Consider the following 14008-nt stretch of genomic DNA (forward strand, 5'->3'; position numbering starts at 1 on the left):
CGATTTGATGGGCGTAGCGATAAGACGGACTGGATATCAGCTCGCTTGACTGCGCACACCGTCCAGCAGGTCATGAGGCAGGGCAACCTGGCCATACGCAGCCACTTCGCCAATGACCAGCACAGCGGGGCTTTTCAGTCCGAACGCCTGCGCGTCACGTTGCAGGGTCGCAAGGCTGCTGCGGCATTCGCGCTGCCACGGTAACGAAGCGTTTTCGATCATCGCCACCGGCATGTTTTCGCTCATTCCACCGGCCAACAGGCTTTCGCGGATTTCCGGCAGTTTTGCGACGCCCATGTACACCACCAGTGTCGTGCCGCTCTGTGCCAGAGCCTGCCAGTTAAGGCTGCTGTCGTCCTGTGTGTGTGCGGTGACCAGCGTCACGCCACGGCTGACGCCGCGCAGTGTCAGCGAGATACCGCACTGGGTCGCGCCAGCAAGACCTGCGGTGATGCCGTTGACCAGTTCCACGTTCACGCCATGGCCTTGCAGCCACTCGGCTTCCTCACCGCCACGACCGAAGATGCAGGGGTCGCCGCCCTTGAGTCGCACCACGCATTTGCCTTGTCGCACATAACGCAGCATCAGGCGATGAATGAAGGCTTGTGGCGTCGAGCGACAGCCGCCGCGCTTGCCCACCGCAATCACCCGTGCGGCCGGGCAATGTTCGAGCACGGCGGTATTGACCAGATCGTCGATCAACACCACATCCGCTTCGCGCAAGGCACGTACCGCCTTGAGCGTCAACAGTTCGGGATCACCCGGGCCTGCGCCGACCAGCCAGACTTTTGCGCTCATGCTGTGTTCCTCATTCAGTGACCATCACGGTGTTGATCAGTCTTTTGATTTCCGGGACGCAGGATCCGCACTGGGTTCCGCAGCCCAACTGTTGCTTGAGTTGATTCAGGTCCAGACCGCATTCGATGCCTTTCATGACTGCGCTTTGGCTCACGTTCATGCAGTTGCACAGGGTCTTGTCACGCGTAGCGGCGCCTTTGCCTGGTTCGCTGCTCAGCGGCGCGAGCAGCCAGCGGCGCAGTGGTGCATCGACGCGTTCTTCCAGCCAGAGGGTCTGCAGCCAATGCTGCGCAAGGGTTTCACCGGCCAGGCGAATGGCCGTGATGCGCCCGTCATCGATGCGCACTTTTTTGCCGATGGCGCGCTTGGGATCGTCGTAGGCCATGACCGGGCCGTCGTCCAGATTCAGCAGTGTGTCGATGTGCTGCAACAGGCTGGCGTCTGGCGCTGTAGCGTTGGCTGCGCGGATCACCAGGGCCGGGCGCTCGCGACCGACCAGTCCGAGACTCAGGTAGGCGAATGACTCGCACGCTGTGCGCAAGCGCTCCAGTTGTTGCTGCACATTGCCTTCCACGAGAGCAAAGAACTGCCAGGGCAATGCCGCTTTTTCGATCCTGACACCGGAATGCTTGAGTTCCGGTTGTTTGGATATCGGGTCGAAAGCCGGTTGCGTCAGTGCATTCACGCCACCTTTGAGGAAACGGTCGCCCCAATGCATGGGCAGAAAGGCCTGGCCGGTGCGCACGCTGTTATCGCTGGCAACCGGCAGGCACAGTTCGCCACGGCGACTGATCAGTCTGATCAGATCGCCGGGCTGCAATTCGTGCGTTTGCATGTCTTGCGGACTCAGGCTCAGCACCGCCTCGCTGACGTGGCCAAACAGCCGTGCGGCAGTGCCGGTGCGGCTCATGCCGTGCCATTGATCACGCAGGCGGCCGGTATTGAGCGTCAGCGGAAACTCGGCATCACGCAGTTCCCGGGCGGCAATGTAAGGCTCGCTGAGAAACTGGGCCCGACCCGATGCCGTCGGGAAGACGCCATCGGTATACAGGCGCGGCGTACCAATGCGGGCGTCCTGCGTGAACGGCCATTGCTGCGGGCCGAGGCGGTCGATAAGGGCGCGGTCGATGCCGGACATGTCCAGATCGCGCCCGATGGTCAGGCCCTTGAACTCGTCGAACAGTGCCGCAGGGTTCTCGAAATCGAACAGCGCGGGGGTATCAGGCGTTAGCCGGTGTTGCAGGCGCTGGGCGAAATCGACGGTAATCGCCCAGTCGGCTCGTGCCTCGCCGGGTGCCTGAACGGCCTTGCGAACATTGGAGATACGCCGTTCCGAGTTGGTAACGGTGCCTTCCTTTTCACCCCAACTGGCGGCAGGCAGCAACAGGTCGGCAAACTTCGCGGTTTCCGTGGTCTTGAATGCTTCCTGCAGAACCACGAACGGGCAAGTTTCCAGCGCGGCCCTGATCCGGTTCTGATCGGGCAGCGACTGCGCAGGGTTGGTACAGGCAATCCACAGCGCCTTGATCGTGCCGTTCTGCAGTTGTTCGAACAATTCGATGGCTGACAGACCGGGCTTTTCAGGCAACTGATCGACGCCCCAGTATTCGGCGACCTCGGCGCGATGCTGCGCGTTGGCCGCATCGCGATGACCCGGTAGCAGGTTGGACAAACTGCCGGTTTCACGCCCGCCCATTGCGTTCGGCTGGCCGGTGAGGGAGAAGGGGCCCGCGCCGACCCGGCCGATCTGGCCGGTGGCGAGGTGAATGTTGATCAGCGCGCTGTTCTTGGCGCTGCCGGCGGTGGACTGATTCAGCCCCATGCACCACAACGAGAGAAAGCGGGGCGTTTCGCCGATCCAGCGGGCGCAGGTCAGCAACTGTTCCAAGGCAATCCCACACAGCTGCGCCACGTGTTCCGGCGGGTAATCGCGCACCAGCATTTCCAGGTCTTGATAGCCTTGGGTGTGAGCGGCGATGAAGGCTGTATCCACCCATCCTTCGGTCATCAGCACATGCAAGATGCCGTGGAACAGGGCAACGTCGGTGCCGGGCTGAATCGCCAGGTGCAGGTCTGCCAGTTCACAGGTGTCGGTGCGCCGTGGGTCGATGACGATGATTTTCATCTGCGGTCGGCGACTTCTGGCTTCCTCCAGGCGACGGAACAGGATCGGGTGAGCGTAGGCCATGTTGCTGCCGACGATCATCACGCAATCGCTCAATTCAATGTCTTCATAACTGCAGGGTGGTGCGTCGGCGCCCAGGCTGCGTTTGTAGCCCGCCACGGCCGAGGACATGCACAGCCGTGAATTGCTGTCGATGTTATTGGTGCCGATCAGGGCGCGGGCCAGTTTGTTGAACGCGTAATAGTCCTCAGTCAGTAACTGCCCGGAAATGTAGAACGCCACGCTGTCTGGACCATGCTCGCGGATGCTGTCGGCAAATACATTGGCGGCGTGTTCCAGTGCGGTGTCCCAGTCGGTGACGCTGCGCGCCATTCCTTTGCCCAGACGCAATTCCGGGTACAGCGCGCGGGCGTCCAGGTCGCCGGTCAGGTGCAGGCTCGAGCCCTTGCTGCACAGCTTGCCGAAATTGGCCGGGTGCTGCGGGTCGCCGCTCACGCCCAGGATGCTCTGCCCGTCGTGCTCAATCAGTACGCCGCAGCCCACTCCGCAATAGCAGCAGGTGGATGCCGTGGTCTGGACGGGTGTAAGGCTCAGGCGGGTCATGCGCAAGCGGCCTCAGTGGTGGCAGGTTCGCCGAACATCAGGTGATTGCGAATGGCATCGATGCCCTGACCGTCACGAATCTGCTTCAAATACCAGCTGCCGTCGGCGGTGTCGCCGTACAGGCAGGCGCCGACCAGCACGTCATTCTTGATGACCAGTTTTTTGTACACGCCGCTGATGGGGTCTGAGAACGTGATGCTTTCCGTGTCTTCACCGCCCAGAAAGTCGCCAGCGGAAAACAGATCGATGCCGGTCACCTTCAGCTTGGTGGAGGTCACCGAGCCCGGGTAGCGTGCGAATCCCAACTGAGCGAGGTGATTGGCGCAGACTCTGGCCTGTTCGAACAGCGGAGCGACCAGCCCGTAGGCGATACCACGGTGACTGACGCATTCGCCGATCGCGTAGATACGCGGGTCGTAGGTTTGCAGTGTGTCATTGACCAGAATGCCCCGGCTGCAGGGCAGGCCGGCCTGTTCGGCCAGTTCGGTATTGGGGCGAATACCGGCCGCCATCACCACCAGATCGGCCGCGATGACGTCGCCGTTCTTGAAGCGCACAGCCTGCACACGGCCTTGCTCGTCGCCCAGTAACGCTTCGGTCTGTTCGTTGAGGCGAAAGCTCAGACCGCGCTTTTCGAGTGCCGCCTGAAGCATCAGGCCGCTGGTTCTGTCCAGCTGACGCTCCAGCAGGGTCTGACCGTTATGAACCACCGTGACCTGCATGCCGCGCATGCTCAGACCGTTTGCCGCTTCCAGCCCCAGCAGGCCGCCGCCGATCACCACTGCGCGCTTATGCGTCGCCGCCGTGTCGATCATCTGCCGAGTGTGGCCAATGTCGCGATAACCGATCACGCCATCCAGGGTGTTGCCGGGGATCGGCAGAATGAACGGGCTCGAGCCGGTGGCGATCAGCAGACGATCGTAGTGGGCTTCAGTGCCGTCATCGGCGATCACCAGGCGCTTGATACGGTCGATTTTGACCACTCGGCGGTTGAGCAGCAGGGTAATTCGGTTGCTTTCGTACCAGGCCAGGTCGTTGAGCACGATGTCGTCGAACGTCTGCTCGCCTGCAAGTACCGGCGACAGCAGGATGCGATTGTAGTTGGGGTGCGGCTCGGCGCCGAACACCGTGATGTCGTACAGGTCTTCGCTCAATTTGAGCAACTCTTCGAGTGTGCGCACGCCGGCCATGCCGTTGCCAATCATCACCAGTTTGAGTTTTTTCATCTTGCCTCCGAGTCACCGTCAGGGTGCGCTCGACAAATTGCGCGCAAACAAAAAAAGGCGTCCCGTCAGTTGCCTGACGAGGACGCCTTTGTCCGGTCCCGTTCTCTCGGGATGCGCAGCCTTCATCGTTGAGGGCGGCGCGTTATGAATCATTGGCAGAGACCATGCAGCGGTTGTGCCAACTCAGCGCAGGCCGGGAATGCTGGGGGGGGGTGCAAAGGATGTGGGGTGTGTCTGCACTGCCTTGAGGCGTGTTGCACAGAAGCGGGGCGAACTATTGCAGTTGGGAGGTACGTACGGGGTGACGCGCTGTGCCGACTCAGTGCCGGCTCATGATCCAGATCAGTACGATCAGGTTGATCAGCAGTGAGGTCAGCGCCAGCGTGCGCCAGACTCTGAGGGGTTCGCGTTCCAGCAGAGGACGTGGGCGAACCGTGACCGGGCGCTGTTCTGCCTGTTCCATTTCCAGCAGCCATTGCTCGGACGTTTCATAGCGCTGGGCGGGGTTGGCCTGCACGGCCTTGTCCAGACTCAGGCTCAGCCAGAGCGGCAGATCGGGGCGGTAGCGGCTGGCGGGAATCGGCGTGCCGAAGCGGCGATGCTGAAAGGCTTCGATTTCGCCATAAGGGTACTGACCGGTCAGCAGGTAGTAGAGCGTGACGCCAACAGCGTAAAGATCCTGCTGTGGACCAGGCTCGGCACCGTTGAACGCTTCCGGAGCGATGTAGCTCGGTGTGCCAGGCAAGTCCTCGGGATTGGTCGCTGACAGACCGGGGCAGAAAGCCAGGCCGAAGTCCAGCAGGCGCAACTCGCCATCGTCGCCAAGCAGCAGGTTTTCGGGCTTGATGTCGCGATGAATGATGTTGCGGCGATGCAGCAAGCCGGTCGCCCGCAGCAGGCGGGTTGCCAGATCCTGCCATTGAGCCAGCGGCAGCGGTCCGCTCAGGGTGAAAAGGTTGGCCAGAGTGCGGCCTGAGTATTCACGCATTGCGTAATACAGATGCTGGCGCTCGGGCAGTGGATGGATTTCCGGAAAAAAGCGCCCGGCCACGCGGCGCAGAAACCATTCTTCAAGCAACAGGCCTTGAGCTGCACCGGGTTCGTCATGCCGGGCGGTCGGCAGGGTCTTGAGCAGCCACGGCAGGCCATGGGCATCGTGGGCGCGGTACAGGATCGACTGACGCGACTGCGCGACGACGTTGCCCAGAGTCCAGCCTTCGAATGCCTGACCCGACTTGAGCGCTGGCGGCAGAGGCCATTGTTGCAACTGCGCCAGGGCGTCGCCCAGATCGTCCGCGCCAAGGCTGTCGACCTGAATCAACAGGGCGCTGGCATTGTCCTGACTGCCGGCCAGATGGGCGGCGCTGACCAGCGTTTTGACGGCCGCCTCGAGGTCATCCTGTTCGGTGAGGATCGAGCGGATGCTGGCATCCCCGAGCGTCGCCCAGATGCCATCGCTGACCAGCAGCAAACGCTCGCCTTCGCATAACTCGCCTTCCAGGTAATCCATCACTACGTACTGGTCCAGACCCAGCGCGCGCTTGAGCACGTGCTGCATGTCGGCCTGTTCCCAGACATGATCTTCGCTGATGCGTGTCAGCTTTGCGGCCTGCCAGCGGTAGGCGCGACAATCACCCACGTGGGCAAGGGTGAAACGCCTGCCGCGCAGCACCAGTGCACTGAGAGTGGTGAGTAAACCGTTGGCCAGCAGCCAGCGGTTCTGAGCCAGCAGCAGGCGATCCAGTGACTGGGCCACGCCCCAGGTTTCCGGCGTGGCGTAATAGTCCAGCGCCAGCGCCTGCAAGGTCGACTGGGCAGCCAGCGCACCGTCGGCGCACTGGCTGACCCCGTCGGCCAGGGCGAACAGATAGCCCTTGCTGGCCGCCAGTGCCGCGACCGGCGTGACCAGGCGCATGGCGTCCTGATTCTCCGGCCGCGGACCGCTGGCGCTGAACTCGGCAAAGCGCAACTGCAGCGTCATGCTCCGCTCAAACCCGCGCAGCGGTCACGGCTGCCGAACCCCAAGTGGTTCTCCAGCGGCGTTTGACGTTCATCAGGCCAAACCAGGCCAGGACCGCCAGACTGGCGAACAGCCACAGGCCGAGTTGATAGTCGCCGGTGTTCTGCTTGATGCTGCCCAGGCCTGCAGCCAGGAGGAAGCCCCCGATGCCGCCCGCCATGCCGATGAGCCCGGTCATGACGCCGATTTCCTTGCGGAAACGCTGCGGCACCAATTGGAACACTGCGCCGTTGCCTGCGCCCAGGCCAAGCATCGCGGCGACGAACAGCGCCAGTGCAGCCCACGAGCTGGGCAGGTTGAAGCCGACGGCGGCGATGCCAATGGCGGCCACGGCGTACATGGCAGTCAAGGTCCGAATGCCACCGAAGCGGTCAGCCAGCGCGCCACCCAACGGACGCATCAGACTGCCGCCGAACACACAGGCTGCCGTGTAATAACCAGCGGTGATCGGGCTCAGGCCATATTGGTCGTTGAAGTAGCCGGGCAGGGCGCTCGCCAGACCGATGAAGCCACCGAACGTCACACTGTAGAAGAACATGAACCACCAGCTGTCCCGGTCGCCCAGCGCCTTGAGGTAGTCGGCAGTGGACTTGGGTTTGCTGCGTTCCGGTGCGTTACGCGCCATCAGGGTGAACGCGATCAGTGTCAGCACCAGCGGAATAAGCGCCAGACCGAAGACATTGCCCCAGCCGAAGCTGGCGGCCAGTACCGGTGCGATCAACGCCGCCAGCACGGTGCCCGAGTTGCCTGCACCGGCAATGCCCATCGCCTTGCCCTGATGCTGCGGCGGATACCATTGTGAAGCCAGTGGCAGGGCGACGGCGAAGGAGGCGCCGGCCATGCCGAGGAACACGCCCAGCAGCAGAACTTGGCCATACGTGTGGATACCCAGCTGCCAGGCAGCGAGCAAGGCACCGATAACGATGACCTGACCGATGATGCCGGCCGTCTTGGGTGACAATTGGTCGGCGAGCAGGCCCATGAAGAACCGTAGGATCGCACCTGCCAGGATCGGCGTTGCGACCATCAGGCCGCGTTGTTGGGTGGTCAGGTGCAGGTCGGTGGCGATCTGCACCGCCATCGGGCCCAGCAGATACCAGACCATGAAGCTCAGGTCGAAGTAGAGAAAGGCAGCGAACAGGGTCGGTCTGTGACCGGCCTTCCAGAAGCTTGTATCCATGTGCACACCTCATCATCTGCTAGCGGGTCAGTCGGGCTGGGGGCCTCGACACGGAAAATTTCCAGACGCTGTGGTGGAGTGTTCCGGATGCCGGCGACTCCACCGGCCCCATCACCGGGGCCAAACGCAAAAAACGTCGCCTCTCTGTCCGCGTGAGCGAAAAGAGATGAGCGACGTCTTTGTCGTTGAGTGGTGGTAACCGCCGTTGGCTACCTGAGGAGTGTTGAAGCAAGAGGCGGGCCAGATGACAGGATAGGCAGTGGTGGTCGTGAAAACCCGTGCGGCAGGCGGTAGTCCTTGCTCTCTGTCCGGTTCATGCCGGTATCTGTCGCTGACGGGCGATGAACTTGAAGCGGGCATTGATGTGTGCTGACGCCGCAAATAGGTGCGCAGTGGTTCCTGTGACAGACCGTTTGTCTTCGGCGCCTGCGCGCCAATAGCCTTTTGCAGTAACGCAGTGGAAATATACGCGCCAGTAACAAAGGCCACTATTCAAGTCGTTATAGTGAAGCACAATGACACTGTTTTGATGCCTTGGTATGACAGGCTTAATACTGAACGAAAGTGAATATTAATAATGGTTCATGTTTATTGTGTGTGTCCGGGTGTCGCGCAACGGTAAGTAATATTTAATTTACATTCGCGGTGTTCTCTGACAGGCTCTTCAGTGTCGTGTCTGCCACGGCCCATCCACGGCAATGGCATGACTCATTCAATCATGACGCTTATGTATCAAGTGGCTGATTGGAATCAAACAGTCATCCTTATTATAAGGGTGGCGTCAGTTGCTTGATTGATTCGGTCATTGCCGAGTCAGGCGCTTCTGTTTAACGCACTTCAGCGATGTAAGAAGTTTGCATGCTGCCTTGTCTTCATCTCCGCGCTGCTTTCAATGAGCGTTCATAAAGGACATCAACATGAGTAACGTCAATTACAAGCCTACTGTGTGGACCCGCGCCGACGCGCTCAAGGTCAATGAAAACGATCCCACCACGACCCAGCCGCTGGTGAGCCCGGACTTTCCGGTGATGAGCGACACGGTCTTCATCTGGGACACCATGCCCCTGCGACAACTGGACGGTACGGTGGTCTCGGTGAATGGCTGGTCGGTGATCCTGACCCTGACGGCCGACCGGCACCCGAACGATCCCCAATACCTGGGGGCCAACGGGCGCTACGATATCAAACGTGACTGGGAAGATCGCCACGGCCGGGCGCGCATGTGCTACTGGTACTCGCGCACCGGCAAGGACTGGATCTTCGGTGGCCGGGTCATGGCCGAGGGCGTATCGCCCACTACGCGCGAGTGGGCGGGCACGCCGATCCTGCTCAACGACAAGGGCGAAATCGACCTGTATTACACCTGCGTCACGCCGGGCGCGGCGATTGCCAAAGTTCGCGGCCGCGTTGTAACGTCAGACAGCGGTGTGATATTGACTGATTTCAATCACGTCAAAACATTATTTGAAGCCGACGGCACTTATTATCAGACCGAAGCCCAGAACGCCACGTGGAACTTTCGTGATCCCAGTCCATTTATTGATCCCACTGATGGCAAGTTGTATATGGTGTTTGAAGGTAATGTGGCTGGAGAGCGCGGCACGCATGAAATAGGTCCGACTGAAAAAGGCCCTTTGCCACCGGGTCACGAAGAAGTGGGTGGTGCCAGGTTTCAAGTGGGTTGTATCGGACTTGCCGTGGCCAAGGATCTTACCGGTGAAGAGTGGGAAATCCTGCCGCCACTTGTGACGGCAGTCGGCGTGAACGATCAGACCGAGCGTCCGCATTATGTGTTTCAGGATAATAAGTATTACTTGTTCACCATCAGTCACAAGTTCACGTACGCCGATGGCATAACCGGTCCGGATGGGGTCTACGGGTTTGTCGGTGAACACCTGTTTGGTCCGTACCGGCCGATGAATGCCTCCGGCCTGGTGCTGGGCAACCCGCCTTCGCAGCCATTCCAGACCTATTCGCACTGCGTCATGCCTAACGGTCTGGTCACCTCATTCATCGACAGCGTGCCCACCTCCGGGCAGGATTACCGTATCGGTGGCACTGAAGCGCCGACAGTGAGAATTCTTTTGCAGGGTGATCGTTCGTTCGTGCAGGAGTCTTACGATTACGGTTACATCCCGCCGATGAAGAATGTCGTACTGACTCAGTGACAGGCGCCATGACGGTCTGAATCCGACCTGATGACGCTGACTTCATGGAACGCCCTGTAGACAGGCGTTCCATGAGGCATGCAGTTCACCCTTTATGTTTCAGCCCAGCAGTTCGCTCATGGCGATGATCTGCTCGGCCACCTGAATCAGCTTTTGCTGGCGGCTCATCGCCTGACGACGCATCAGCGTGTAAGCCTCTTCCTCGTTGCAATCCTTCATCTTCATCAACAGCCCCTTGGCCAGCTCGATGCGTTTGCGCTCGGCCAGTTGCTGGTCGCGGGCGTGCAATTGCGCACGCAGTGCCTGATCGCTTTCGAAGCGCGCCATGGCCACATCGAGAATGGGCTGCAGGCGCTGCGCATGGATACCTTCGACGATATAGGCGCTGACCCCGGATTTGATTGCCTGGCGCATGACGCCAGGGTCGTGCTCGTCGGTGAACATCACGATGGGGCGGGGCTGGTCGCGGCTGACCAGCACCACTTGTTCCATCACGTCGCGGCCGGGTGATTCGGTGTCGATGAGGATCACGTCCGGGCGCACGGCGTCCACGCGTGCCGGCAAGTCGATGACGAAGCCGGATTCGTCGATGACCTCGAAGCCCGCCTCGATGAGCGCGGATTTCAGACGACCGACTTTTTTTGCCGTGTCGTTGATGAGCAGGATACGCAGCATGGTCACCTCCTCCTTCAACGACTGGCGGCGACGGGCGCGACATCGGCCCAGGCATTGAGTTTGAAGCTGCGTGCATAGGCGCCGGGATCGCTACCGTCCCAGATCCTGCCATCGATCAACTGACTGCTGCGCAGGGTGGCGCTTGGTACCTCAATGTCCAGTCCTGCGGCTGCCTGGCGATACAGGTCCAGTCGATGGACGCGCTGGGCGACGGCCAGGTAATCCGGGTCTTCGCGCAACAGGCCCCAGCGTCGGAACTGGGTCATGAACCACATGCCGTCGGACAGCCACGGGTAATTGACCTGACCTTGATCATGAAAGCTTACGGCGTGGCGGTCTCCCCAGTGATTGCCCAGGCCGTCGCTGTAATGTCCCAGCAGTCGTGGCTCGATGCACGCCAGAGGCGTGTCCAGGTAATCGGCGCCGCTGAGCAATTGTGCCGTGCTGCGCCGGTTGTGCTCGCTCTCTTCGATAAAGCGGCTGGCTTCCAGTACCGCCCTGACCAGCGCCCGTGCCGTGTTGGGGTTTTGCTCGACGAACTCGCGGGTGCAGCCCAGCACCTTGCCCGGATGATCGGGCCAGATAGCCTGGCTGGTGGCCATCGTGAAACCAAGCTGCTGATTCACCGCGCTGGCGCCCCAGGGTTCGCCGACGCAGAAGCCGTCGATTCGACCGGCCTGCAGGTGCTGAACCATCTGCGGCGGCGGCACGACCACGCTGTTCACGTCCTCCAGAGGATGAATGCCCTGGCTGGCGAGCCAGTAGTAGAGCCACATCGCGTGGTTGCCGGTGGGAAAGGTCTGGGCAAAGGTCAGTTTCGGGCCGCTTTGGTGCACCCGTTTATCCAGTGCTTCAGGAGTGATCACGCCGCTTTCCTGCAGGCCGCGCGACAGGTTGATGCACTGACCGTTCTGGTTCAGGCCCATCAGAATCGCCATGTCGGTGGCCGGGCCGCCACTGATGCCCAGTTCGACGGCGTAGATCATGCCGTAAAGGCTGTGCGCCGCCTGCAGCTGGCCACTGACCAGTCTGTCCCGCAGACCGGCCCAGGACGTCTGGCGCTTGAGGTTCAGGGTCAGGCCGTAAGGCTGGGCAAACCCCTGAGTCGCGGCGACCACCAGCGAGGCGCAGTCGGTCAGGGCCATGAAGCCCACGTCCAGGCTGTTCATCTCGGGGGCATCGCTGCCGTTTACCCAATCCAGCGCATTGCTCGTTCGTTCGTTCATACCGACAGCTTCATCAAGGACATCCAGAAAAAAGGCGTCGCGCCGCCCATTGCCTGAAGCAAGGGCCGCAGCGACGCCGTTGTCCGGGCACCTCTCCGCCATTGGAGAGGGTGCCGATAACGGATTCAAGCAAGGCATATGCCAGCGCTCGGCGGCGCAGGGCAACAAGTTTTTCGCACGCCTCGCGTGCGACGCCCTCACGCGGCTATAATCGCGCCCCTGCCTTCAGCTTCTTACGAGCCTAGCCCGCCCATGTATAACCTGGCCCGCCAGTTACTGTTCAAACTCTCCCCGGAAACCTCCCATGACCTGTCGCTGGACCTGATCGGTGCCGGCGGACGGCTGGGCCTCAATGGTTTGCTGACCAAGGCGCCCGTCAAGCTGCCGGTCAGCGTCATGGGCCTCGAGTTTCCCAATCCGGTGGGTCTGGCGGCCGGTCTGGACAAGAATGGTGCGGCCATCGACGGCTTCGCGCAACTGGGCTTTGGCTTCGTCGAGATCGGCACGGTCACCCCGCGTCCTCAGCCAGGCAACCCCAAGCCAAGGATTTTCCGTCTGCCCCACGCCGAAGCCATCATCAACCGCATGGGCTTCAACAACCTTGGCGTCGACAATCTGGTCAGTCGTGTCCAGGCGGCGAAGTACAGCGGCATTCTGGGCATCAATATCGGCAAGAATTTCGACACGCCGGTCGAGCGGGCCGTGGATGACTACCTGATCTGCCTGGACAAAGTCTACGACCACGCCAGCTACGTGACCGTCAACGTCAGCTCGCCGAACACACCGGGCCTGCGCAGCCTGCAGTTCGGTGATTCGCTCAAGCAGTTGCTTGAAGCATTGAGCCTGCGTCAGCAGGAACTCACGCAGCGTCACGGCAAGCGTGTGCCGCTGGCCATCAAGATCGCGCCGGACATGACCGATGAGGAAACCGTGCTGGTGGCCGCCGCGCTGATCGAGTCGGGCATGGACGCGGTGATTGCCACCAACACTACCCTCAGCCGCGAAGGCGTCGAAGGGCTGCCGCATGCCGACGAGGCGGGCGGACTGTCGGGCGCGCCGGTTCGTGAGAAAAGCACGCACACGGTCAGGGTACTGGCGGGCGAACTGGCCGGCCGCATGCCGATCATCGCCGCCGGTGGCATCACCGAAGGGCGTCACGCGGCCGAGAAGATGGCGGCGGGGGCGAGTCTGGTGCAGATCTATTCCGGTTTCATCTACAAGGGGCCGGCGCTGATTCGCGAGTCGGTGGATGCGATTGCGGCAATGCCGCGCGTGCCGCGCTGAATTCGCAGGCAAAAAAAGGGGCTCTTGAAGAGCCCCTGGGCTTTTGGCCCGCCGCCCGGATGGGGCGTGCATGGTGTGGGTGTAGAAGGTCAGTCAATAAAGCTTTGATGGACTGGTCGGGGCCTGTATCTCCAGAAGCGCCTTATCCGACCGCGTGAAGTTCGTTGAGTCTGTGGATTCCCGCAGTGCCGGTCATACCGTCCCAGTTGTCGCCGCGTCCTTCGCGCCAGCCATTGATCCATGCCTGGCGTACTGACGGTAGAGTAAAAGGGCAAAGCTCACGGGATTTACCATGAACGCCGTATTGATATCCGCGTAAAAATGCTCTTTCCAACGGATCACGCTTAAGTCTTCTCATAGGGTATTGCCCTCGTCTGTTGACTGTTATATCCCTGAGACCTCATGGTGAGGTCGGGCAGAAAATTTCTGCCGTTGGTGCCCGCTGCCGGCGTCGCGGGCCTTGGTGTCATAACCGTTGCAGTAATGACCTGAGGTGATTTCTAACCAAAGCGTCGGACCCTGTGAATGACCGTTTTGTCATAAGCACGTCACATTTAGGTCTGTCGAGCGATAAGCGATAGCGTGTTTCAGCACTGATTTTTGACGCAGGCCTTTTGACGCGGGCGTTTCAGACTGAACTGCGACCGCTTCTCAGGTGCAGGTGATGGCTGACTGCTTTAAGGGCCTATTCGACGAAGGGTCG

The 14008-nt window shown here is 60.9% G+C and carries 9 protein-coding genes and 1 pseudogene; 2 read left to right on the top strand and 8 right to left on the bottom strand.

Annotated features, from left to right (window positions below):
* Positions 1 to 36: 36 nt before the first annotated feature.
* From cobA to BZK31_RS06795, 5 genes and pseudogenes are all read right to left on the bottom strand, one after another.
* The gene (cobA, locus tag BZK31_RS06775) at positions 37 to 798 is read right to left on the bottom strand and encodes a uroporphyrinogen-III C-methyltransferase (protein ID WP_083182015.1); all 762 of its coding nucleotides are present in this window, start codon (positions 796 to 798) and stop codon (positions 37 to 39) included.
* Between the two features lie 10 nt (positions 799 to 808).
* The gene (locus tag BZK31_RS06780) at positions 809 to 3526 is read right to left on the bottom strand and encodes a nitrate reductase (RefSeq protein ID WP_083182016.1); all 2718 of its coding nucleotides are present in this window, start codon (positions 3524 to 3526) and stop codon (positions 809 to 811) included.
* 20 nt (positions 3527 to 3546) lie between these two features.
* Positions 3547 to 4752: pseudogene (locus BZK31_RS06785) on the bottom strand (NAD(P)/FAD-dependent oxidoreductase); the annotation flags it as partial.
* A 319-nt stretch (positions 4753 to 5071) separates the two neighbouring features.
* Positions 5072 to 6733 carry a bifunctional protein-serine/threonine kinase/phosphatase gene (locus BZK31_RS06790; protein ID WP_083182018.1) on the bottom strand — a complete coding sequence of 554 codons (1662 nt, stop codon included), beginning with the start codon at positions 6731 to 6733 and terminating at the stop codon, positions 5072 to 5074.
* Between the two features lie 7 nt (positions 6734 to 6740).
* A complete protein-coding gene (locus tag BZK31_RS06795; RefSeq protein WP_083182019.1) occupies positions 6741 to 7952 on the bottom strand; it encodes a nitrate/nitrite transporter in 1212 nt (403 codons plus the stop codon).
* Positions 7953 to 8869: 917 nt separating this feature from the next.
* Here BZK31_RS06795 and BZK31_RS06800 point away from each other — a divergent pair.
* Complete coding sequence (locus tag BZK31_RS06800; RefSeq protein ID WP_083182020.1) at positions 8870 to 10120, top strand: glycoside hydrolase family 68 protein; 1251 nt, start codon at positions 8870 to 8872, stop codon at positions 10118 to 10120.
* A gap of 99 nt (positions 10121 to 10219) precedes the next feature.
* On the opposite strand, the gene BZK31_RS06805 is transcribed toward BZK31_RS06800, so the two are convergent.
* Positions 10220 to 10795 (bottom strand): ANTAR domain-containing response regulator, encoded by a 576-nt coding sequence (locus BZK31_RS06805; RefSeq protein ID WP_083182021.1) that lies wholly within the window; start codon positions 10793 to 10795, stop codon positions 10220 to 10222.
* Between the two features lie 14 nt (positions 10796 to 10809).
* Positions 10810 to 12021 carry a CmpA/NrtA family ABC transporter substrate-binding protein gene (locus tag BZK31_RS06810; protein ID WP_083182056.1) on the bottom strand — a complete coding sequence of 404 codons (1212 nt, stop codon included), beginning with the start codon at positions 12019 to 12021 and terminating at the stop codon, positions 10810 to 10812.
* A 252-nt stretch (positions 12022 to 12273) separates the two neighbouring features.
* Between BZK31_RS06810 and BZK31_RS06815 the strand changes: the two genes are divergently transcribed.
* Positions 12274 to 13305 carry a quinone-dependent dihydroorotate dehydrogenase gene (locus tag BZK31_RS06815; protein ID WP_083182022.1) on the top strand — a complete coding sequence of 344 codons (1032 nt, stop codon included), beginning with the start codon at positions 12274 to 12276 and terminating at the stop codon, positions 13303 to 13305.
* A gap of 142 nt (positions 13306 to 13447) precedes the next feature.
* Here BZK31_RS06815 and rmf read toward each other — a convergent pair whose 3' ends face one another.
* Positions 13448 to 13663 carry a ribosome modulation factor gene (gene rmf, locus BZK31_RS06820; RefSeq protein ID WP_002553055.1) on the bottom strand — a complete coding sequence of 72 codons (216 nt, stop codon included), beginning with the start codon at positions 13661 to 13663 and terminating at the stop codon, positions 13448 to 13450.
* Between the last annotated feature and the right edge of the window lie 345 nt (positions 13664 to 14008).

It is taken from the genome of Pseudomonas floridensis (assembly GCF_002087235.1).
Classification (GTDB): Bacteria; Pseudomonadota; Gammaproteobacteria; order Pseudomonadales; family Pseudomonadaceae; genus Aquipseudomonas; species Aquipseudomonas floridensis.